At 54.7% G+C, this 22507-nt stretch carries 21 protein-coding genes; 10 read left to right on the forward strand and 11 right to left on the reverse strand.

What is annotated here, in order from left to right; genetic code table 11:
- The first annotated feature begins 113 nt into the window (after positions 1 to 113).
- The 5 genes from ACSF8X_RS02530 to hemN all read left to right on the forward strand — a co-directional run bounded on the left by ACSF8X_RS02530 (position 114) and on the right by hemN (position 4702).
- Positions 114 to 731: a c-type cytochrome gene (locus tag ACSF8X_RS02530; RefSeq protein WP_500850633.1), complete on the forward strand. Its 618-nt coding sequence runs from the start codon at positions 114 to 116 to the stop codon at positions 729 to 731.
- 787 nt (positions 732 to 1518) lie between these two features.
- Positions 1519 to 2160 carry a class I SAM-dependent methyltransferase gene (locus ACSF8X_RS02535; protein ID WP_500850634.1) on the forward strand — a complete coding sequence of 214 codons (642 nt, stop codon included), beginning with the start codon at positions 1519 to 1521 and terminating at the stop codon, positions 2158 to 2160.
- Positions 2160 to 2696, forward strand: coding sequence for a Der GTPase-activating protein YihI (gene yihI, locus ACSF8X_RS02540; protein WP_047877621.1), 537 nt, complete (start codon positions 2160 to 2162; stop codon positions 2694 to 2696). Before ACSF8X_RS02535 ends, yihI begins: the two co-directional genes overlap by 1 nt.
- Positions 2697 to 2708: 12 nt before the next feature.
- Positions 2709 to 3188, forward strand: a complete 480-nt coding sequence (locus ACSF8X_RS02545; protein ID WP_500851130.1) for a DUF2489 domain-containing protein — start codon at positions 2709 to 2711, stop codon at positions 3186 to 3188.
- A 140-nt stretch (positions 3189 to 3328) separates the two neighbouring features.
- Positions 3329 to 4702 carry an oxygen-independent coproporphyrinogen III oxidase gene (hemN, locus tag ACSF8X_RS02550; protein WP_047877619.1) on the forward strand — a complete coding sequence of 458 codons (1374 nt, stop codon included), beginning with the start codon at positions 3329 to 3331 and terminating at the stop codon, positions 4700 to 4702.
- 67 nt (positions 4703 to 4769) lie between these two features.
- On the opposite strand, the gene ACSF8X_RS02555 is transcribed toward hemN, so the two are convergent.
- From ACSF8X_RS02555 to glnA, 6 genes are all read right to left on the reverse strand, one after another.
- The gene (locus ACSF8X_RS02555) at positions 4770 to 4898 is read right to left on the reverse strand and encodes a hypothetical protein (protein WP_276203177.1); all 129 of its coding nucleotides are present in this window, start codon (positions 4896 to 4898) and stop codon (positions 4770 to 4772) included.
- Positions 4899 to 5117: 219 nt separating this feature from the next.
- A complete protein-coding gene (gene add, locus ACSF8X_RS02560) occupies positions 5118 to 6119 on the reverse strand; it encodes an adenosine deaminase (RefSeq protein ID WP_500850635.1) in 1002 nt (333 codons plus the stop codon).
- A gap of 167 nt (positions 6120 to 6286) precedes the next feature.
- Entirely contained in the window at positions 6287 to 7702 is a 1416-nt protein-coding gene (gene glnG / locus ACSF8X_RS02565; RefSeq protein ID WP_500851131.1) for a nitrogen regulation protein NR(I), read from the reverse strand.
- A 50-nt stretch (positions 7703 to 7752) separates the two neighbouring features.
- Complete coding sequence (gene glnL, locus ACSF8X_RS02570; protein ID WP_500850636.1) at positions 7753 to 8811, reverse strand: nitrogen regulation protein NR(II); 1059 nt, start codon at positions 8809 to 8811, stop codon at positions 7753 to 7755.
- A 110-nt stretch (positions 8812 to 8921) separates the two neighbouring features.
- Positions 8922 to 9506 carry a DUF4124 domain-containing protein gene (locus ACSF8X_RS02575; RefSeq protein WP_500850637.1) on the reverse strand — a complete coding sequence of 195 codons (585 nt, stop codon included), beginning with the start codon at positions 9504 to 9506 and terminating at the stop codon, positions 8922 to 8924.
- 122 nt (positions 9507 to 9628) lie between these two features.
- Entirely contained in the window at positions 9629 to 11038 is a 1410-nt protein-coding gene (gene glnA / locus ACSF8X_RS02580) for a glutamate--ammonia ligase (protein ID WP_047877614.1), read from the reverse strand.
- A 470-nt stretch (positions 11039 to 11508) separates the two neighbouring features.
- Here glnA and typA point away from each other — a divergent pair, with 470 nt between their 5' ends.
- Both typA and ACSF8X_RS02590 read left to right on the forward strand, forming a co-directional pair.
- Positions 11509 to 13341 (forward strand): translational GTPase TypA, encoded by a 1833-nt coding sequence (typA, locus tag ACSF8X_RS02585; RefSeq protein WP_047877613.1) that lies wholly within the window; start codon positions 11509 to 11511, stop codon positions 13339 to 13341.
- A 115-nt stretch (positions 13342 to 13456) separates the two neighbouring features.
- A complete protein-coding gene (locus tag ACSF8X_RS02590; protein ID WP_500851132.1) occupies positions 13457 to 13990 on the forward strand; it encodes an AAA family ATPase in 534 nt (177 codons plus the stop codon).
- Here the strand turns inward: ACSF8X_RS02590 and ACSF8X_RS02595 are convergent.
- Positions 13987 to 14628, reverse strand: coding sequence for a DUF2959 domain-containing protein (locus ACSF8X_RS02595; RefSeq protein ID WP_047877612.1), 642 nt, complete (start codon positions 14626 to 14628; stop codon positions 13987 to 13989). The two genes, ACSF8X_RS02590 and ACSF8X_RS02595, sit on opposite strands and share 4 nt — an antisense overlap.
- A 75-nt stretch (positions 14629 to 14703) precedes the next feature.
- On the opposite strand from ACSF8X_RS02595, the gene ACSF8X_RS02600 reads away from it, so the two are divergent.
- Genes ACSF8X_RS02600 through ACSF8X_RS02610 form a run of 3 tightly spaced genes read left to right on the forward strand, consistent with a single transcriptional unit; the run spans position 14704 to position 17043 of the window.
- The gene (locus ACSF8X_RS02600; RefSeq protein ID WP_047877668.1) at positions 14704 to 15639 is read left to right on the forward strand and encodes a virulence factor BrkB family protein; all 936 of its coding nucleotides are present in this window, start codon (positions 14704 to 14706) and stop codon (positions 15637 to 15639) included.
- Positions 15639 to 16076: a D-aminoacyl-tRNA deacylase gene (gene dtd / locus ACSF8X_RS02605; protein WP_047877611.1), complete on the forward strand. Its 438-nt coding sequence runs from the start codon at positions 15639 to 15641 to the stop codon at positions 16074 to 16076. The genes ACSF8X_RS02600 and dtd overlap by 1 nt, the downstream gene beginning before the upstream one ends.
- Before the next feature lie 46 nt (positions 16077 to 16122).
- On the forward strand, positions 16123 to 17043 hold the full coding sequence (locus tag ACSF8X_RS02610; protein WP_047877610.1) for a bifunctional GNAT family N-acetyltransferase/hotdog fold thioesterase: 921 nt from the start codon (positions 16123 to 16125) through the stop codon (positions 17041 to 17043).
- On the opposite strand, the gene ACSF8X_RS02615 is transcribed toward ACSF8X_RS02610, so the two are convergent.
- From ACSF8X_RS02615 to hslR, 4 genes are all read right to left on the reverse strand, one after another.
- Positions 16998 to 18989, reverse strand: a complete 1992-nt coding sequence (locus tag ACSF8X_RS02615; RefSeq protein WP_500850638.1) for an AsmA family protein — start codon at positions 18987 to 18989, stop codon at positions 16998 to 17000. The two genes, ACSF8X_RS02610 and ACSF8X_RS02615, sit on opposite strands and share 46 nt — an antisense overlap.
- 137 nt (positions 18990 to 19126) lie before the next feature.
- Positions 19127 to 20758, reverse strand: a complete 1632-nt coding sequence (gene pckA / locus ACSF8X_RS02620) for a phosphoenolpyruvate carboxykinase (ATP) (RefSeq protein WP_500850639.1) — start codon at positions 20756 to 20758, stop codon at positions 19127 to 19129.
- Between the two features lie 331 nt (positions 20759 to 21089).
- Positions 21090 to 21968, reverse strand: a complete 879-nt coding sequence (hslO, locus tag ACSF8X_RS02625) for an Hsp33 family molecular chaperone HslO (RefSeq protein ID WP_500850640.1) — start codon at positions 21966 to 21968, stop codon at positions 21090 to 21092.
- 87 nt (positions 21969 to 22055) lie between these two features.
- Positions 22056 to 22469 (reverse strand): ribosome-associated heat shock protein Hsp15, encoded by a 414-nt coding sequence (gene hslR, locus ACSF8X_RS02630; protein ID WP_240478248.1) that lies wholly within the window; start codon positions 22467 to 22469, stop codon positions 22056 to 22058.
- Between the last annotated feature and the right edge of the window lie 38 nt (positions 22470 to 22507).

The following is a 22507-nucleotide window of genomic DNA, read 5'->3' on the forward strand; positions in this document are numbered from 1 at the left end:
TGTGAAATTGTGTAAAATAAACAAACAGCGTGCTGGGCAAGTGGGCGATTGTATACCATGTTGCCGAGCATTACTTGTGGTACTGGAAGCTCTATAATTATAAACGGAATGTCATGAAGAAATTAGCACTCATATTGACTCTGCTGGCCAGTTGCTCAGCCTGGGCCCAGGGAGACGCCGAAGCCGGTAAAGTGAAAGCCGCGACTTGTGCTGCCTGTCACGGGGCAGATGGTAACGGAATTATGGCGCAATACCCGAAAATAGCGGGTCAGCACGCAGGTTATCTGGAGAAGCAGCTCAAGGACTTTAAACTTGCTATGACCACAGGTGGCAAGCAAGGCCGTAATGATCCCGTGATGGGCGGCATGGTTATGCCATTGACCGAGCAGGATATGGCTGATTTGGCCGCTTACTATGCCTCATTGCCGATCTCCGATAACACAACTCCTGAGTCTTCGGTAGATGTTGCGCTGGCGTTGTACCGGTTCGGCGATGCAGAGCGTGGGATAACCGCGTGTACGGCCTGTCATGGTCCACGTGGTAATGGAACCAGCCTGTCAGGCTTCCCCAAGATATCGGGCCAGAATGCCGAGTACGTCAAACTCCAGTTAGAGAAGTTCCGCAGCAGCGATCGCGGCAACGACATGAATGCCATGATGCGTGCGGTGGCTACCGAACTCAGTGATGATGAGATCACAGCCCTGTCCCAGTACGTCGGCGGCTTGCACTAATAAGGCAGTGCTACTGCGTCATGAGATTTAAATGAGGCGGCCATTGGCTGCCTTTTTGTTTTTCAGGGATAGTGTTTTGAAAGTCGGCAACATCTTGCTTTGGTGTCATCTTCGATAGCTGACTGGGTTGTAAGAGATTGGCTATATATAGAGGGGCATTGTTGATATTGTTGCGAGGGGGATGGCTGATAGTTCCCTTATCCAACAGTAGGTTATGGTGTTTGAAATAAACTTACCGAAAGTTGGTGGTTTGCGATGCATTGTTTCGTCAGGGCGATCCGGTAAAGTAGTCGATGTCGCCGAAGGAAGGGGCGGCAGGGACAGGATTGCGCCAGTGACGGCAGGGCAGGCAGCCCAAAGGAGCACAGGATGTTCGGCCAGGCTGGCCGTAAGCGAGCACGATGCTCAGGATTGCCAGGAGGCTCTGAGGGATCGGGCATACAGGCGGGGCAGGACCGCCTGACAGACAGGAAACAGGGATTACCAAAATTCATCAGGATGATGAAGAACAACGAGTTGGCACGGAAGGCGATAACAATGACAGGATTTGTCTGACCGGGATGTTATAGCTGGTTAAGGACCGACCAAATCCGGATAACGCCGATGATGGCGAACCATCAAGCGACAGGCTGTGCCTGTCGCTTTTTTCTTTTTCTCGTCTTCGTATCTCGCTGGGACAGCCCTAGAGATGTAGTGCACACTTCTCCAGCAAATCTGCTATGATACCCGGCTTGATCATATTCCACGGTGCTGCCGTCACCCGGTCTGCAATAGAATTGGAGCCGAAATGCAAACTTGCCCGCTTTGCCATAGCCAGGGGGCTGGCCTATTTCATCAAGACAAGCGTCGCCAGTATTTTCGCTGTGGCCACTGTGCCTTGGTTTTTGCCGATCCGGCAGCCAGGCTGTCGCCAGAAGACGAAAAAGCGCACTATGATTTGCATGAGAACAACCCGGAAGATGCCGGATACCGGCGTTTTCTGAGCCGGTTGGCCGACCCGCTGCAGGAGCGGCTGGGAAGGAGCAAGCTAAATGGCCTAGATTTTGGCAGCGGGCCCGGCCCGACCCTGTCGCTGATGTTTGTCGAGCAAGGCCACGACATGGCAATTTACGACCCGTATTTTGCCCCGGAGCCTGCCGTGCTGGCAACGCAGTACGACTTCGTGACCTGCACCGAGGCCATTGAGCACTTTTACACGCCAGCCAAGGAATGGGGGCTGCTGCTTGGTATGGTGAAACCCGGCGGTTGGCTGGGATTGATGACCAAGCTGGCAACTGATGCCGATGCCTTCTCGCGATGGCATTATAAGAATGACCCGACCCACGTGAGCTTTTTTAGCCGCGACACATTCAAGTTTCTAGCCGAGCGAGATGGTTTGGAGGTTGAGTTTGTGGGTAATGATGTAATTTTGCTGAGGAAAACCCAGTAATGACACGTAAGAAAAGAAGCCGTAAGCCGGGATCAGAAGGTCCAGCGGTTTACACAGACAAGACCCGTAACCAGATTGACCGCGATGGCTTGCAGCGCAAGAAAGACCGCAAGCGCAAAGGACTGAAGTCGGGCAGCCGCCATTCGGCAAGCGAAATTGAGCAGGTACGTTCAGGTGGTCAGAAGAAAGACCCGCGCATTGGCAGCAAGAAGCCAATCCCGCTAATTGTCGAGCCTAAGAAGCCGCTGACCAAGCAGGAGCGCCGCCTCAACGCCGAGCAGGAACTGGCGATGCTGGAAAATGACGCGCAGTTGATGGTGCTGCTGGACCGTATCGATGCGGGTGAGAAGCTGGGTGCCGGTCTGCAGAAGCAGGTTGACCAGAAGCTTGACCGTATCGAGCAGCTGATGAAGCAGCTTGGCTTGCTTGATGAGGCGCCAGCTGTTGCCGAGCCTAAATCGACAGCCCCGCGCAGCGATGAAGACTTGCTTGATCAGTTCGAAAACATGGCTTTTGACGATTTCGACAAGGAGTAAGCCTTGCAGGATATGACGCTATGGCTAGGACTGGCCGCCTTGATAGTGGTGCCATTGGCTGCCTATGCCGTGTATTTGCTGGTTAAGTTATACCAACAGCACCGACGCCATGTCGCTTTTATGGCGCAGGTCCAGCAGCGCCAGGCTGAGGGGATCCGCCAGCGAAATGCCAATATTATGGAAAGCGTATACACCATCGCAGAGGCGGCTTTGCAAGGACAATGCGATTTGTCCGAGGCGGCCATTCGCCTGTGCAAACTGATGGAGGTGCTGCAGGGTGAGAGCCAGATAGATGCTGCGAGCTGTTATCCGGCTCTGCATGAATTGTACCTGGTGGTACAAGACATGCCCCGAGGCGAAGCCCGCTCAACGCTGGCCAAGCAGGAGCGGATGAAATTGGATCTGATCAGGATGAAGGCCGAAGCCCGTCTCAACGAGACAATTAAGGCCGATCTGGCGCGTATCCTGGAAACCAAGCCTCAGGTAGCTTGAATTAAGTTGCCTACTATTAGAAGCCCTCTTGTCTGGTAAGCCTAGCAAGGGGGCTTTCTTTTGTTTCTCTTATCTACATCTTTACCAAGTTATGGCACACTTGGTGGATCACAATTCCCCCTGTCAAGTGGAAGTAAGTCATGTCAAATGAGCAGATAATTTGGGATCAGGCCATCATCGAAAAATATAATTATTCTGGCCCGCGTTATACTTCATACCCTACCGCCCTTGAATTTCATGAGGCTTTTACGCCTGCCGAATTTGATATGGCTTGTGCGCAGTATCCGGATCGCAAACTGTCGCTCTATGTCCACATCCCGTTCTGCCACAAGCTTTGCTATTACTGCGGTTGCAATAAAATCATCACCCGCCATCAGCACAAGGCTGATCAGTACCTTGATGTGCTGGAGCAGGAAATCCGCCAGCGAGCCGAGAAGCTGGGTGGCCGCGAGGTGAGTCAGCTGCACTGGGGCGGCGGTACGCCGACGTTTCTGACCAAGCCGCAGGTCAGCCGCCTGATGGATGTGTTGCGCAGCCATTTTGCGTTTACTGCCGATGCCGAGATCAGCATCGAAGTCGATCCGCGTGAAATTGAACTGGATATGTTGGATCACCTGCGCAGCGAGGGTTTCAACCGCCTGAGTATCGGGGTTCAGGACTTCAACAAGGAAGTCCAGCGTCTGGTTAATCGCGAGCAGGATGAGGCGTTTATCTTTGCGATGGTGGAGCGCGCGCGCGAGCTCGGCTTCCGCTCGACCAACCTTGATTTGATCTATGGCCTGCCAAAGCAGACTCAGGCTGGTTTTGCCGAGACTCTGGCTGAGGTGCTGACTATGCGCCCGGGCCGGCTATCGGTGTTCAACTATGCCCACATGCCAACGTTGTTTGCCGCCCAGCGCAAGCTGAAAGACGAAGACTTGCCTCAGGCCAAGGAGAAGCTGGCTATTTTGCAAGACACCATCGCGACTCTGACTGGCGCGGGTTACCAGTTTATCGGGATGGATCACTTCGCCCTGCCTGATGACGAATTGGCCGTGGCCCAGCGCAATGGCATATTGCACCGCAACTTCCAGGGCTACACCACTCAGGGTGATTGTGACCTGCTGGGCTTTGGCGTATCGGCCATTTCAATGATCGGCAACTGCTATGCCCAGAACCAGAAAGAGCTGAAGAAATATTATGCCGCGGTGGAAGCAGACCAGCATGCGTTGTGGAAAGGGGTAGGCCTTGATGATGATGACATGCTGCGCCGTGAGGTGATCAAAGAGCTAATCTGTAATTTCCGTCTCGACAAAGGTGAGATAGAGCAGCGCTTCGGGGTCGACTTCGATGCCTATTTTGCCGAAGACCTGACGTTGCTTAAGACCTTTATTGATGATCAGTTAGTGACCGTTGGCGACACCCACATTGAGGTTGAGCTCAAGGGACGCTTGCTGATCCGCAATATTTGTATGTGCTTCGACAAGTACCTGCGCGATCGAGCGCGCCAGCAGCAGTTCTCGCGCGTGATCTAAGCACTCTGTCTCGGCGAGATAGACAAAAGCCCCGTATCGCAAGGTACGGGGCTTTTGTTTTTTCGGCTTAGCCGTTGAACATATTCACCGCGGCAATCAGCGCCAGGATGCCGGCAGCGAAATGGCCCGGGCCGTTGGCGGCGAGCTCGCTGACAGCAGGCATTGCCACGCTGAAAGAAAATAGACTTTCCAGCATGGTGGGGTACCCACAGTTGTGTTTGGTTGGTGTTCGGGCGGGTTGCCGATGGCAATTCCGCGTGATCTGCAGGCAAGCCTGAGAACCGGGGGGTATTTTACGTAAAAGTCCCGATGAGGGAATGGGGTTAGCTCAAAAAGTGAGCATTTTGTGTGAAATTATTAATAATGAGACAACGAGAAAAAGAAAACAGGCTCCGTGATGGAGCCTGTTTGACGATTAGCGCTTGGCTGCTTTTTCTTTCAATGCCAGCTTGTCCGCATCGGACAGGAAGGCGAGCTCAAGGCCGTTGATCTGTGCCTGGCGGATTTGCGCCTGGGACAGGCCGACTTGCGGCGCGGCGATATTGTATTCGTGTGGTAGCTCGATGCCTTCTACCGCTGGGTCATCGGTGTTGAGGCAGGCGAGGATGCCGTGGTCGAGGAATTGCTTGATCGGGTGGGCCGCGAAAGATTCTACGGTGCTGGTCTGGATATTCGAGGTCAAGCATGACTCGATGCCGATCTTGTGCTCGGCCAGGTAGTCCATCAGTTTCGGATCGTGAATGGCTTTGACGCCGTGGCCGATACGCACGGCACCCAGATCGCGGATGGCCTGCCACATGCTCTCTGGGCCCGCCGCCTCACCGGCATGGACGGTGACTCTCAGGCCCGCATCGCGTACCTGTTTGAAGTGGGAGACGAACTGATCGCCCGGCTGTCCCAGCTCGTCGCCGGCGAGGTCGATGGCAACCAGATGGTCTTTTTGGCTCATCAGGGCATCAAGCTCTTGCTGGCACGCGCTGGTGCCGAAGGTGCGGCTCATGATCCCGATCAGGTTGGCTTGGATACCGAAGTCACGGCAGCCAGCCCGAACACCATCGACAACGGCTTCCACTACGCCGGCCACAGGCAAGTTGTGTTTCATCGCCATGTAGTAGGGTGAGAAACGGAGCTCGGCATAGTCGATTTGGGCATTGAGGGCATCTTCGACGTTTTCGTAGGCGACGCGTCGGCAGGCTTCCAGATCACCAAGGACCGCGACGCCCCAGTCCAGCTTGGAGAGGAAGGCTACCAAGCTAGGCTCTGCTTCTACGATTTGGACATGAGGACGGAGCGACTCCAGATCATGGCCTGGTAGTGCCATGCCGAATTGCTGGCCAAGTTCAAGGATGGTCTGGATGCGAATGTTGCCATCAAGGTGACGGTGGAGATCAGTTAAAGGAAGCTGCTTGGTAATCATAATTATCGGTATCCCATGTAAAACTGGTGCATCAGTATACGCAAGTCATGTGTGACAATCATTATAGATAAGCGGGCTTATTGTCGATGCGGGAAGAAACTCTGTTGATGCTTACCAATTCTGTTGATCCTTGGGGCCGCCCCTTGCAGGGCAAGGGGCGGGGAAGGTCAGTTGGCGCTGATGTTGAGCTCTTTTAGCTTGCGGGTCAGGGTATTGCGGCCCCAGCCGAGCAGGCGGGCGGCTTCTTGCTTATGGCCGTGGGTGAAATCGAGGGCCGCCTTGAGAAGCACTTTCTCGAACTCGGGCAGGGCTTCGCTGAGCAGGTTTTGGTTTCCCTGCTTGAGGTTGTCGCGAGCCCATTTCTCGAGTGCGTCGTGCCAGTGGCCCTCGCCCTGCTTGTTTCTGTCGGTATCCGACGGGGACAGCAATTCCGCTGGTAGGTCGGCGGGTAGGATTTCCTTGCCGCTGGCCATCACCGTCAGCCAGCGGCAGGTGTTTTCCAGCTGGCGGACATTGCCCGGCCAGTCGAGTTGGCTTAGGACTTCTTCGCTGTCTGGGTGGAGGCTTTTCATTTCAACCCCTAGTTCGTCAGCTGCCCGTTGAAGGAAGTGGCGGGTGAGCTGGGGGATGTCCTGCCGGCGGTCTTTGAGGGCCGGTAGGTGGACCCGGATGACATTGAGGCGGTGGAACAAATCTTCGCGGAAGTCCCCGTTTGCCACAAGCCGTTCTAGGTTCTGGTGGGTGGCGGCGATGATCCGCACATCGACTTGAACCGGGGCGTGGCCGCCAACCCGGTAAAACTGGCCGTCGGCCAACACTCGGAGCAAGCGGGTTTGGATATCGAGCGGCATATCGCCGATCTCGTCGAGGAACAGGGTCCCGCCGTTGGCTTGCTCGAAGCGCCCCTGACGAACATTGTTGGCCCCCGTGAACGCGCCCTTTTCATGGCCGAACAGCTCGGATTCGATTAGATCCTTGGGGATGGCGGCCATGTTGAGGGCGATAAATTCCTTGTGGCTGCGCGGGCTGTGGCGGTGGAGGGCGTGGGCGACCAGTTCCTTGCCTGTCCCCGACTCGCCGTTGATCAGGACCGAAATCGATGATCGCGACAGCCGACCGATGGCGCGGAAGACCTCTTGCATGGCCGGGGCCTCACCGATGATTTCCGGCGCATTGGGGGCCAGCTCTTCAGGCTGTTGCTGCCTCTTCTGCTCTTGGCTGTGGGTCACAGCACGCTCGACCAGACTGACGGCCTCGTCGATATCGAATGGCTTTGGCAGGTACTCGAAAGCACCTTCCTGATAGGCGTTGACGGCGGCGTCGAGATCGGAATGGGCAGTCATGATGATGACGGGCAGAGTCGGATAGCCGGTCTGGAGGTTGCGCAGCAGAGCCAGGCCATCGGTGCCCGGCATCCGGATATCTGAGACCAAGACGTCGGGCACGCTACGTTCCAGCGCCTCCAGTACGCTGTCGGCGTTGGCAAAGGTATCGCATTTCAAACCGGCTGCGGTCAGGGTTTTTTCCAGTACCCAGCGGATAGAGCTGTCATCATCAACAACCCAGATAAGTCCTTTGCTCATAGGGAATCCTCTTGCTAGCTGGCCGCTTGGCAGCGGCACTGAACGTATTGTTATTTTATCGGTAGATACAAGGTGAATTGGGTGTGTCCCGGCCAGCTGATCACTTCGATTTTACCTTGGTGTTGATCGATCAGGTTCTGGGCGATAGACAACCCGAGTCCGGTTCCGCCCTCGCGCCCTGTCACCATGGGGTAGAACAGGGTGTCTTGGATATCACTCGGGATCCCGGGGCCATCGTCGATAATGTCAATTTTCGCCGCCACCCTGAAGCGCCGACCGTGGATCATGGTCTGGTGTGCCGTACGGGTCTTGAGGGTGATGTTGCCGCCGCCGTGTGCTTCAAGGGCCTGTGCCGCGTTGCTGACGATATTGAGGATGGCCTGTTCGAGCTGGTCCGGATCCATCGTGAAGTCAGGCAGGCTGGGATCATAGTCGCGGTGGAGTTGGATGTGCGGGCCGCTATCGAGATTGACGAGCTGGCGGACCTTTTCCATCACTAGATGAATATTGCTTTCGCAGCGGCTGCCGGGGCGCTGCGGGCCAAGTAGGCGGTCGACCAGATTACGCAGCCGATCGGCTTGTTCGATGATCATCTGGGTATATTCGTGGTAGCTCGGGTCGGGCAGGGTTTTTTCCAGCAATTGGGCTGCCCCGCGCAGTCCGCCAAGCGGGTTTTTTATCTCGTGGGCAAGGCCGCGAACCAGTTCCTTGGCAGCTTGCTGTTGGGCATGTTGGCTCAATTCCTGACTGATCCGGCGTTGCTGGTCGATGGGCTTGAGCTCGAGCAGGATCAGCAATTCGCGCTGGTATGACAGGGGACTGGCACTGAGTTCCAGAATATGGTGGCGGCCGTCGATCACCAGTGTGACGTCGCTATCGGCCAACCCCTGTCCGCTTTGCAGTGTTTGCTGGATCAGCCCGAGGTCTATCGAGCTGTGCTGGAGAAGGTCGGGAAAGCGGGTATCGTTGAGCCGACGCTTGCTAAATGAGAGCAGTTGCTCCGCTGCCGGGTTAACGTAGCGGATCGCCAACCCTTCGTCGAGCAAGACCACGGCCGTAACCAGATTGTCCAAAATCAGCGGTGAGAATGCATCGGTCACAATTACCATCCTTGTCTTGGCAGTTCATCATGGTGCAGTGAACTGGAAGTGCACCAACTTGGTGCAATCAAGTGTAGCCTGTCTGCCTGGTATCGTGAACGAAAAAGTGCCGCGCTTTGCTATTTCGGGCTCGGTGCGGGTCGTACGTGTTGGTTGACGCGGGCACGGTGCAGGTAAACAGTGATTTTCTCTGATGATGCAATAACCTTGCCGTACTTGAGCAAATCGACCTGAAGGGTGTGGCTGCCTCGGTCGATATTGGTGAGTTGCCAGCGTAACTGGGTTTGGGGCCGGCCGAAGATCTGGTCATCGATGCGTAGTTGGACGGAGTGGCCCTTATTGAGCTTGAGGGGGCTGCTGGCTACCACGGTAATATTGCCGCTGTTGTCGCGCAGGGTCGCCTCGTGGCTGGGGCTAACGAGGGTGACTTCTGGCTTGACGGCCTCTTGCTCATCGCTGGTTGCGGTGGGCTGCTGCGTGGCAATGGGTTGGTCTCCCTGAGCGGCCGGCTCCGTGGTAGGCGGCGGTGTTTGGATCTTGGGCGCCTTGATGATCAGGGGTTGGGCATCGGGTTGTGGTTGGTCTGTGAAGTGGACGACGCCGTTTTCGTCTTCCCACGAATAGAGGGTCGATTCAGCCAAAACTGGTGCGGATAGTGAGCCGAAGAGGGTGACGAGGGCCAAGGATGTGACGGGTCGTTTCATAATCGTTGGGTAAGTAATGTGCCATGGTTTTATTGTTGTCACGATGGCTAGCGGTCGCAATAAAAAGAAGGCCGGCATGTGAGGCCGGCCTAGAAGTTCGGTGAGAACGCTTTTGCAGTTACTTACACTGAGTAGTACAGCTCGAACTCCAATGGGTGCGTAGTCATGTTGATTCGCTCAACATCCTGAGATTTCAGGGCGATATAAGAATCGATGAAATCGTCAGAGAAAACGCCGCCCGTGGTCAGGAATTCGCGGTCATCATCCAGAGCCTGTAGGGCGCCTTGCAGTGACTCTGCCACTTTTGGAATTTCTGCCGCTTCTTCTGCCGGTAGGTCGTACAGATCTTTATCCATCGCCTCGCCTGGGTGGATCTTGTTCTGGATGCCGTCAAGGCCCGCCATCAGCATGGCTGCAAATGCCAAGTAAGGGTTGGCAGCAGGATCCGGGAAGCGCACTTCGATACGGCGTGCTTTCGGGCTTGGTACTACCGGGATACGGATAGAGGCAGAGCGGTTGCGGGCTGAGTAGGCCAGCATAACCGGTGCTTCAAAGCCCGGTACCAGACGCTTGTACGAGTTGGTTGACGGGTTGGCAAAGGCGTTGATGGCACGTGCGTGCTTGATGATACCGCCGATGTAGTACAGTGCCATTTCTGACAGGCCGCCGTACTTGTCGCCTGCAAACAGGTTTACGCCGTCTTTTGCCAGAGACTGGTGGACGTGCATGCCTGAGCCGTTGTCACCAACCAGTGGTTTTGGCATGAAGGTTGCCGTTTTGCCGAAGGCGTGTGCTACGTTGTGCACCACGTATTTGTAGATTTGGATTTCGTCGGCTTTGCTGGTCAGGGTGTTGAAGCGCGTTGCGATCTCGTTCTGGCCCGCGGTTGCCACTTCGTGGTGGTGGGCTTCGACCACAAGGCCCATCTCTTCCATAATCAGACACATCGCAGAGCGGATGTCTTGTGAGGAATCAACTGGCGCGACAGGGAAGTAACCGCCTTTCACGCCCGGGCGGTGGCCCTTGTTGCCGCCTTCGAAATCAGAACCGGTATTCCAGGCTGCTTCTACGTCGTCGATTTTGAAGAAAGAGCCTGACATGTCTGTTGCGAACTTCACGTCGTCGAATAGGAAGAACTCTGGCTCTGGGCCTACCAGCACGGTATCGGCAATGCCGGTCGCACGCATGAAATCTTCGGCACGCTTGGCGATAGAGCGAGGATCGCGGTCGTAGCCTTGCATAGTGGCTGGTTCAAGGATGTCACAGCGGATATTGAGCGTGGCATCTTCGGTGAATGGGTCTAGCACCGCGCTTGCCGCATCAGGCATCATCACCATGTCTGATTCGTTGATGCCCTTCCAGCCAGCAACAGAAGAGCCGTCAAACATCTTGCCCTCTTCGAAGAAATCAGCATCGATCTGGTGGGAAGGGATAGAAATGTGCTGCTCTTTACCTTTGGTATCGGTAAAGCGTAGGTCGACAAACTTAACTTCGTTTTCCTGAATCAGCGCAAGTACGTTTTCTACTGACATCTTGAGTAACCTCCGGTGTTAATTGGGCAACTGGCCGCAAATTAGGTGTCGAGCTGCTGTCGCTCGTATTGCTAATGGTCTTTGCGAGAAGTGTGCCAACTTTTTAAAGCCCCAAAACAGCGCATTCTTGCTGCAAAGAGGCACTAAAACTCCATTTTCGTGCACTAACTTGGTGAGATGTTGCACCAATATGGTGCGTTGATGGGGTTTTCACATGTTTTGTGTGCGTATCTAACATAGCCCAGAGTGGCATATTGTCAATGGATAACCGGTCGCAGGGCGGCCCAGAGCGCGCCAATATGGCCGTTTGGGTCTCAGCTTAGGGCTTGTATTCTCGGGTATAGATAAAAATGCGGTGATATAAATCACATAATAGGTGGGTTTTGGCGTAAAATCTGTTAGATTATGAGCCGTTTTTTTAACCACGTAGCGTCATCCGGTCGCTGCATGTTCTGAGTGAATGTGAATCCATGTCAAATCCACAGATCGATAAACTAAGAAATATCGCAATTATTGCGCACGTTGACCACGGTAAGACCACCCTGGTTGACAAGCTGCTTCAGCAGTCTGGCACGTTAGAGTCTCGCGGTGAAGTTGAAGAACGCGTAATGGATTCCAACGATATCGAAAAAGAGCGTGGTATTACCATTCTTGCTAAGAACACAGCAATTAACTGGAATGATTACCGCATCAACATCGTTGACACCCCAGGACACGCCGACTTCGGTGGCGAAGTTGAACGTATCATGTCAATGGTTGACTCTGTTCTTCTGATCGTTGACGCCGTTGACGGCCCGATGCCTCAGACGCGTTTCGTAACACAGAAAGCGTTCGCACACGGCCTGAAGCCAATCGTAGTAATCAACAAGATCGACCGTCCAGGTGCACGCCCTGAGTGGGTAATGGATCAGGTATTCGACCTATTCGACAACCTAGGTGCAACTGACGAACAGCTGGACTTCCAAGTGGTTTACGCATCAGCACTAAACGGCTGGGCAACTCTGGAAGAAGGCGAAACTGGCGAGAACATGGAACCATTGTTCCAGGCTATCGTTGACAACGTAGCTGCACCAGACGTTGACGTTGACGGTGCCCTGCAGATGCAGATCTCTCAGCTAGACTACAGCTCATACGTAGGCGTTATCGGTGTTGGCCGTGTAACTCGCGGTTCTGTTGTTCCTAACCAGCAGGTTTGTGTTGTTGGTGCTGACGGCAAGAAGCGTAACGGCAAAGTAGGTACTGTTCTTGGCTACCTAGGCCTTGAGCGTCACGACGTTGAGAAAGCAACTGCGGGTGACATCATCGCGATCACTGGTCTTGGCGAGCTTAAGATCTCTGACACTATCTGTGACGTTAACACTCCAGAAGCCCTGCCTGCACTGACTGTTGACGAACCAACAGTAACCATGACATTCCAGGTGAACACTTCTCCGTTCGCGGGTAAAGAAGGTAAGTTCGTTACTTCTCGTAACATCCTTGAGCGTCTGCAGAAAGAACTGGTACACAACGTTGCACTGCGCGTTGAAGAAACTGAAGACCCAGACAAATTCCGCGTATCAGGCCGTGGTGAGCTTCACCTGTCTATCCTGATCGAAAACATGCGTCGTGAAGGCTTCGAGCTAGCGGTATCTCGTCCAGAAGTTATCATCAAGCGTGATGAGAATGGCGATCTGATGGAACCGTTTGAAACGGTAACTATCGACGTGATGGAAGAGCATCAGGGCGGTATCATGGAAAACATCGGCCTGCGTAAGGGTGAGATGACTGACATGGCACCAGATGGCAAGGGCCGTGTTCGCATGGACTTCATGATGCCTTCTCGTGGCCTGATCGGCTTCCAGACTGAGTTCATGACCCTGACTTCAGGTTCTGGCCTTCTGTACCATACGTTTGACCACTACGGTCCTCACAAGGGCGGTAACATCGGTCAGCGTAACAACGGTGTGTTGATCTCTAACGCAACGGGTAAAGCTCTGACTTACGCTCTGTTCAACCTGCAGGAGCGTGGCCGTCTGTTCACCGAGCACGCAGACGAAGTTTACGAAGGTCAGATCATCGGTATTCACAACCGTTCTAACGACCTGACTGTTAACTGTCTGAAAGGCAAGCAGCTGACTAACGTTCGTGCATCTGGTACTGACGAAGCACAGGTTCTTTCTCCAGCAATCAAGTACACGCTAGAGCAAGCACTTGAGTTCATCGATGACGACGAGCTAGTAGAAGTAACACCAGAAAGCATCCGTATCCGTAAGAAGCTTCTTACTGAGAACGATCGTAAGCGTGCAAGCCGTACAGCAAAGTAATTGCTGACTGATTGCCGTTAATTCAATCCCCCCATCGGTCTGACCATGGGGGGATTGTTGTATCTGGCGTTGGGAAAAGTGTGCTGGCATAACATGAAAGATGGGGGAAGGGATGATGCAACCTATGATTATTACTGGCGGGCCGGGGGCGGGGAAGACCACCTTGCTGGCGGCACTGGCCGAACGGGGCTACCGGACGTTTCCCGAGGCGTCGCGAACCCTGATCCGCGAACAGGCGCAACGGCCTGACGGCATTCTGCCTTGGACGGATCTGCCGCGCTTTGCGGCGTTGTGTCTGGAGCTGATGGGGGAGCAGCGTGCCGAGGCGGTGCGCGGCACGGTACCGGCATTTGTCGACCGGGCGATCGGTGATATCTGTGCCTACCTGGTGATTGGCGGCGTGCCGGTCAGCGAGGAGTACCAGAATGCCGCGAAGGGGTACTATCCGGAGGTGTACTGTTGTGCGCCGCATACCGATATTTACGTGCAGGACGACGAGCGGCCGCACAGCTTCGAGGAGGCACAGGCGATCCACCGGCAGCTGGTTAGCACGTATCAGGCGTTGGGCTATTCGGTGGTGGAAGTCCCTTGGGGGGCGGTAGAAGAGCGAGCCCGCTGGGTGCTGGCTCGCTTGGCTGGGAAGGGCTAGCCGCGTTTTAGGTGGCTGATAAAGCGCTCTGACTCGGCGATGGCCGCTTCCATATCGGTGATGGCGCGCTGGATATCGCGCTGCAGGCTGTTGAAATCACCCTGGAGCGAGCCGATGGCTGCCGCATTGAGGTTGTGCTTGAGATACAGGGTATTGTCCCGTAGGGTATTCAGTACCGGCGTCATTTTTTGTTCGGCACGGTGCATGGCAGCTAGCATCCGTTTGTAGGAGGCCTCGGTGCTCTTGAGCTTGCGTTCGCTGTCGCGGCGCAATGAGGCACTGCTGTAGAGCGAGAGCTCGTCCTGCCATTCGTCGAACAGAGCGTTGGCAACATCTTCAATGGCGGCAATGCGGCTGCTGACTTTTTCGGCAGCTTCGCTGCTGGCTTCGTACTGATCGTTGATATTGTTGTAGACTGCTTCTAGCTCGCCGCCATCGAAATGGTTGAGGGCTTTTAGGGCATCGAGCGCGCTGGTGAACTGGGTCTGGGCATCTTGCTGGGCTTCGTTGGCCTCCTCTACCCGGTCAACCATGATATCGCGTTTGTGGATCCCGACTTGTTCCATTGCCGAATAGTAGGCACTTTGGCAACCGGTCAGGGTTGTGATGCTCAATAGCAGAGCGAGAAGGTAGGGCATAGATAACTCCCGTCGTTGGTATACACTCATTTCAAGAACAAACTAATGTCAAAACAAGCAAATAATGACATGACTATGGCTGACAATCCAATAACAGGCAAGCCAACTTGGCGCCAAAAAGCAGAAACCGTATGGGCGTACGCCCGTTACCTCCAGCAGCGGATCGGCCATGACCGGCTGACGGTCACCGCTGGGTCGATGGCCTATGTTACCCTGCTGTCGCTCGTACCGCTGATCACCGTCGTTCTGTCGGCGCTGTCGACGTTTCCGGTGTTTGCCGGGCTTGGCGAGTTGCTGCAGAAGTTCGTGATCGAAAACTTTGTCCCGGCGGCCGGTGAGGTGGTCGAAACTTATCTCAATGAGTTTGTGGCCAATGCCGGCAAGATGACGGCGGTGGGGATCGGGGCGTTGTTTGTGGTGGCCCTGATGCTGATTTCCTCGATCGATAAATCGCTCAATTATATTTGGCGGGTCAGCGAGAAGCGCCGGCCGATCATTTCCTTTTCCATATACTGGATGGTGCTGACACTGGGCCCGGTACTGGTGGGCTCGAGTATCGCGGTGAGCTCCTATTTGGGATCGCTCAATTTGCTCGACAGCGAGGCCGTCAACGGTTTGTTCCAGCGAACCCTGCGCTACTTGCCGGTAATTATGTCGAGCAGTGCCTTCCTTGGGTTGTACCTGTTGGTACCCAATACCAAAGTGCGGTTCAACCATGCCATGCTCGGCGCCGTGACGGCGAGTATCCTGTTCGAGCTAAGCAAAAAGGGCTTTGCCCTGTATATCGCCAATTTCCCTTCCTACCAGGTGATCTACGGGGCGTTGGCTGTCGTACCGATTTTATTTGTCTGGGTTTACCTGTGCTGGTGCATTGTCTTGTTCGGGGCGGAAATTACCGCCAGTCTAGGCGAGTTCCGGCACTGGCATCCTAAGGTGCTGGCCGATGTGCCGCGCCTCGGCGAGGCGAACCCCGGCCATGACCAACAACAAGACGAAGGTAAGAGTAGTTAATGATTGCGCTAATTCAGCGAGTAAGTGAAGCCAGTGTGACTGTCGACGGGCAGGTGACCGGGGCGATTGGAAAGGGCCTGCTGGTGCTGCTTGGGGTCGAAAAAGGCGATGACGAGGCCAAGGCTCAGCGTCTGCGCGATAAGGTACTGGGCTACCGGGTGTTCGAGGATGATGCGGGTAAGATGAACCTCAATGTTCAACAGGCAGGGGGCAGCGTGCTGGTGGTGTCGCAGTTCACCCTTGCGGCCGATACCAAGAGCGGTATGCGCCCTAGCTTCTCGGCCGGGGCCCATCCAGCCGACGCAGAGCGCCTGTATGACTATTTTGTCGGTTGTTGCCGCGACAAGGATATCAAGACCGAGACCGGCATTTTTGCGGCCGACATGAAAGTGGCGCTGCTGAATGACGGCCCCGTGACCTTCTGGTTACAGGTATAATGGTATAGACCCCGATACGCAATGGAGCAAGACGGAGAAGGATTTCATGTTTCGACTGATCACCCCGAAAACGGACGAAGAGTTGTCCCGCTACTATGATTTTCGCTGGCGGATGCTGCGTGAGCCTTGGCATATGCCGGTGGGATCGGAGCGTGACGCCTACGATGATCTTAGCTGCCATCGGATGATCATGGATGACCGCGATGAAACCATCGCTATCGGGCGGCTTTATATGACGCCTGATAATGATGGCCAGATCCGCTATATGGCGGTACATCCTGCTCGGCGGCATCAAGGTATGGGAGCTATTGTCTTAATGGCGCTGGAGGCGCTGGCTCGTCAGGAAGGGGCCAAGCGGTTGGTGTGCAATGCCCGCGAGGACGCGATCCCATTTTACCTGCGCAATGGCTTTGCCAGTCAGGGGGAGCTGAGCGAGGAAAGCGGGCCGGTTCGCCATCAGCAGATGCTCAAGCACCTTGCCCCGCTCAATGACGTGGTGCGCCATCCGGAATGGTGCCAGGAGTTGCAGGCACTTTGGCAGTCGCAAATCCCGATCAGCGACCGGATGGGGGTGAAGATCAGCCAATATACGGGCTATCGCTTCGAGGTGAGTGCGTTGATCAACGCCAACCTCAATCCGAGTGAGAGCATGTTCGCCGGCAGTATCTTCACCATGGCAACACTTGCCGGCTGGGGGTTTGTCTGGATGCTGCTCAAAGAACGCAAGCTCAAGGCTGAGATCGTGCTGGCAGATAGCCAAATCCGCTACAAGCACCCCGTCACCGAGCGGCCACGAGCCGAGGTGACCGTTGAAGGTCTACTGGGCGATGTCAACCGCCTGGCCAAACAGCGCAAGGGGCGGGTAGTGGTCACCGTTCAGGTCTATAGCGGCGATGAGGTTGCCGCTGTCTTTACCGGTACCTACATGCTGTTCCCCCGGCAGGATGACAGCGCCACCGTATCCTGAGCAGCTTGCCAGCGGCGGCTCAGCTGTTGGCAGTCAAAGGTAGCATTAAGCTCGATGTGTTGGGCGGCCGGAGTGGCCATATCCCATTTCCCTTCTGCAATTGCCTTGAGAGGCCCTGCCTCAAGTTGCCAGGGGTGTAAAACCAACTGCCCTCGCTTGCTGCTGATGTGCAGTGGCGATAGGGTGGCTGGGGCCACCGCTGGGTGCTCGGCGGGTTGGCTGTCCGCCGGTGTTGCCTCTGCCGGTTTCTTTGCGAAATGTTGCCATAGCTGCTGGGCTGTCTGGGTCAGTTTTATATTGCGGAAACTGGCGTTGACGCTTCCGCCCATGCTGTGGGAGAGCGTGGTGTAGTCCAGTCCAAGCCCCGAGGCATTGGCCGTCATATCGACCTCCCCTTCCATCGGGAAGGGAAGGGCGAACCATTGAGGCAAGATGGCGGCAGGAAGGCTGTCTCCCTCAAGCTCGACCTGCCACGGGCGTGCCTCCCTGCTGAGGTCGATTTCCCCTTTCCCTTCTAGCAGCCCCTTTTCGAACGGCATTATTGCCTGGGTCAGCTGCCATTTCCCGTTGTGGCTTTGCATTTCCAGATAGGGCTCGTTGAGTGGGATCTGGTTGAATACAGCGAATCCGGTACTCAGGGTGAGTGAGCCCTGCCATAGCCATGGGCGGTGGCCTCGGATGAGCTGAAGATCGTGGCCGTTGGCGTTGAGCCCCTTGACCTGCCATGGTGAGGTGTCGTCTGCAGCCGTGAGTTCCCAGTGGCCGATGTCCAGTTCGGCGACGCGCACCTCCTTGAGGGGGGCGATGGCGGTTTGCAGGGTGTTTTGCCAGCCGGCTGGCAGGAAGGCACGCAGGCCGTTGGCCGAGAGCTGGTCGATGATCAGGCTCTCGGGAGTGGCTGTCCCGTTGGCCCGGACGAAGCCGTCTAGCAGTGACAGCGATCCGGCTTCGAGGGAGATTTGCCCCGGTGAGAAGCGGAGTTCGGCAAGGGGAGCGGTAAAGGGCAGTTGCTGCCACTGGCCACTCTCGGCCCCGAACGACAGGGTTGCCAGAGGCTGCTCGAACAGCGGTCGTGGCCATTGCCAGCCTGTGACTGAGAGGTTCGCATGGTTGATGGTGATGTTGTCCAGCTCAAGGCTGCTGTCGAGGATATCGAGCCGGTTAATGGTCGTCTCGAGGCCATCGGCACTGTACTGTTCCAGTTGCTGGCTGAGGGTGTCGATATCGGAACGAGATTGTAGCTGGAGGCCGCTGACGACGAGCTCCTCGATTGTGACGAGATCAGCTTGCCTTGCTACTTTGCCGCTGATGTCGGCGTGTTGCCACTGGAGAGACCCGCCGTTGATCTGCCAGTGGTCAGGAGAGGTGAGATTGCCGTCGAGCAGGAAATTGCGAAACACTTGCCGTTGCCAGAGCAGCTCGCTGGCGGCAAGGCGGAATCGGCCAGAGAACATCTGCCAGAGAGGCGTATCAGGTTGCCACTGCCAGTTGTCGAGCTCCAGCTCGGCATTGGCGACAGTGAGGTCGTCCGAATGCCATTGGCCATTGCGGATGGCAAGCCGCGCGCTGACGATGGGCGGTGTTGGGCCGGTTTGGTCGATTTGGCAGCGTGGATTGAGCTGGGGGTTATCAAGGAGCAGGGAGTCGAAAGCCCATTGTTTTTGGTGGAGGCTGGCAAGGGGATTGAACCATAGGGACAACACGTCGGCATGGGCAACTTGGCAGCCTTGGTTGTCGGTGAGGCTGGGCGCAATAAGCTCGACATGCCAAGGATCGCTGAGCTGGTAGTTAACGTGTACAGCCTGCCAGTGGTTGTCGGTGAATGGGCGGGATAGATGAGCCAGCATTGGGGCTGCCCATTGGGTATGGAGCAGGGTGATTACAAGGGTGGCTGCCAGTAGCAATAAAATGACAACGGTAGCAAGGAGCTTGCCGAATAGCCGCATGGGGAGTCCCTTTTTCAATTATCCATATGGGTATTATTAGTACGCAAAAGGCCACAGGGTGCAAGCTGGAAAGGCGATAAAAAACGCCCCTCATCAGGAGGGGCGTGGGTTATGGTTCTCTTTTAATCGGCGCAGGCTTAGTCTAGCTGTGGGCCTGCGGCAACCAGTGATGCACCTTCGTCGGTATCGGTGTACTTGTCGAAGTTCTTGACGAAGCGCTCTGCCAGATCTTTGGCCTTGCTTTCCCACTGGAGCGGATCGGTGTAGGTGTCACGTGGGTCCAGGATCTCTGGGTCAACGCCTGGTAGCGATGTAGGGACTTCCAAGTTGAAAATTGGAATATGTTTGGTGTCAGCCTTCTCGATAGAGCCGTCTAGGATCGCATCGATAATACCGCGGGTATCCTGAATGGAGATACGCTTGCCAGAACCGTTCCAGCCGGTGTTGACCAGGTACGCTTCAGCGCCTACTGCTTCCATGCGCTTGACCAGCACTTCTGCATACTTGGTTGGGTGCAGAGTTAGGAACGCATTGCCGAAACATGCCGAGAACGTTGGGGTTGGCTCGGTGATGCCACGCTCAGTACCAGCCAGCTTGGCAGTGAAGCCTGACAGGAAGTGGTACTTGGTTTGCTCTGGAGTCAGCTTGGATACCGGAGGAAGAACCCCGAAGGCATCGGCAGACAGGAAGATAACCTTGTTGGCATGACCACCCTTTGACACCGGCTTGACGATGTTCTCGATGTGGTAGATAGGGTAAGAAACACGGGTGTTTTCGGTCTTCGAGCCATCATCGAAGTCGATTGAACCATCGCTGCGTACGGTGACGTTTTCTAGCAGGGCGTCACGGCGGATAGCGTTGTAGATGTCAGGCTCGGCTTCTTTGGACAGCTTGATGGTTTTCGCGTAGCAGCCGCCTTCGAAGTTGAATACGCCGTTGTCATCCCAGCCGTGCTCGTCATCACCGATTAGGGCACGCTTAGGATCGGTAGACAGGGTAGTCTTACCGGTACCGGATAGGCCGAAGAATACCGCAACGTCGCCTTCCTTGCCCATGTTGGCAGAACAGTGCATGGACGCGATGCCCTGTAGAGGAAGGAAGTAGTTCATCATTGCGAACATACCCTTCTTCATTTCGCCGCCGTACCAAGTACCGCCGATCAATTGCATCTTCTCGGTTAGGTTGAACACGGTGAAGTTCTCCGAGTTCATCTTGTGCTCTTGCCATTTGTCGTTGGTGCACTTGGCGCCGTTCATCACCACGAAATCAGGCTCGAATGTTTCCAGCTCTTCTTCGGTTGGGCGGATGAACATGTTTTTGACGAAGTGTGCCTGCCATGCAACTTCCGTGATCACGCGGATGCATAGGCGAGTATCAGGGTTGGCGCCGCAGTAGCCGTCGACGACAAACAGGCGCTTGTTAGATAGCTGCTGGGTAACGAGTGCTTTCAGATCGTTCCAAATTGCTTGGTCAATGCTCTTATTGTCGTTTTGGCCTTGGCTAGCCCACCACATGGTGTCTTTTGTGGTGTCATCCATGACGATGAATTTATCTTTCGGCGAGCGGCCGGTGAAAATACCGGTATCAACGGAAACCGCGCCAAGTTCTGTAACAATGCCTTTTTCGTAACCTTCAAGGCCTGGCTTGGTTTCTTCTTCGAACAACATTTCGTAACTAGGGTTACGAATTACTTCCGTAACATTACTGATACCGTATTTTGATAGATCCATATTTTTTGCAACCTTTTTGTCGACGTTCATAACTGTCATAGGTGCTCCTTGGGTAAGATGTTGTTTAACTGTTGACCATGCTAGCAACCCGCAAGGGGTAAATCAGGGAGGTTTATCAAAAAATAACCATTTAAAAGTTAGGTTTAAGTAAAAGTCGTAACTTTATTGTTGGTTGTAATTTTACCTTCTTGTGAATCGTTTGCGCCAGTTCTAAGAATTAATATTTATTTTGAAAAAAGCAGCAGTTAGCACGTTATTTGTTTACATTTTATGCGATAGGGCGCGGGGGAAGGGTGTGCTTGAAGGGAAAAAAAAGCCGGTGTAAAACCGGCTTTTGTAATTTTTTTTCAGTCTTAATTATAAAGAATAATTAATGGATCTGGTTGCTGTTGTCGTTGGTCGCATTCTCGAACAGGGCGGCAACGTCAACGCTGTCAAAATCATAGCTGCTACCACAGTAGTCGCAGTGAAGCGAAATTTTGCCTTCTTCGGTCAGGATGTGCTCGATTTCGGTGCGTTCGATCGAGGCGATGGCAGAAGCACTGCGTTCACGCGAACAACCACACTGGAAGACAACTTCTTGTGGGTCGAACAGTTTCACTGTTTCCTGATGGTACAGGCGGTATAGTACGTCTTCGGCTTCCAGGCTGAATAGCTCGTCGTTTTTGACCGTTTCTGTTAGCTGCTCAAGGTGTTCGAAGTCGCCCTCTTCACCTTGGCCATCAGGCATGATCTGTAGCAGCATACCGGCTGCTTTGGCGGCACCCTCGAATTCGCCAGTGCGAAGCCAGATGCGGGTTTTCAGCTGCTCGGAGTTTGCGAAGTAGCCTTCTAGGCAGGTTGCCAGGCTCTCGCCTTCCAGGCCAACAACGCCTTGGTAGCGCTCGCCTTTGGTTGGGGTGATGGTGATCACCATGTGGCCGTTGCCCAACAACTCTTTGATATTGGTGGTTGCAGGAACATCGCCTTCCCAGCGAGCTACGCCGCGTAGCTTCTGATCGTGGTCACCGTTGATAACCGCCAGCTTGACCGGACCATCGCCTTGAAGCTGGACAGTGATAGAACCTTCGAATTTGAGGGTGGCTGTTAGCAGGCTGGTTGCGACCAGCAGTTCGCCCAGCAGGGTTTGAACTGGTGCTGGGTATTCTTTGCTGGAAATAATTTGCTGGTAAGTGTCGCCCAGCTGAACCAGCTCGCCACGTACGGATACACCGTCGAAGATGTAACGGTATAGACTGTCTTTTGCCATTAGTTTGTGTTCTCCAGCAGAAGGTTGTTGCACTATGTTGTGCGGGTCAGCCCTGTGGTTACAACAGCATGTCCGGGCTGATCCTGACTATTCATTGCTATTGCTTTTAAATTTAATTATATCGCGTCGTTGTTTTTTGTCGGGACGTTTATCCGGGCTTGGACTGTCAAACGCATTGAGCTTGCGCATCTGTGCGTGTTGCTCGCGCTTGGCAATGCTCTCAGCGGTTTCCCGGTACAGGGTTTGAGCCTCTGGCGCACCTCGGCGCGTTCCGGAAATCTGTTCGATGACAATGGTTTTTTCTTCATTGCCCTGACGGACTCGGAGCTCGGCACCGACTTCGACAATTTTGCTGGGTTTGGAGCGTTGGCCGTTGTATTGCACCTTGCCGCCATCCACCATATTGCGGGCGATGGAGCGGGTTTTGTAAAAGCGTGCTGCCCACAGCCATTTGTCTAGACGGACTTGTGTATTGTCAGAATTTGAGGCTGCTTTGCCCACTTTTCTGCTCCTTACCCCAAAGGGGGCTAAAATTACCA

The organism is Photobacterium panuliri (assembly GCF_059920555.1).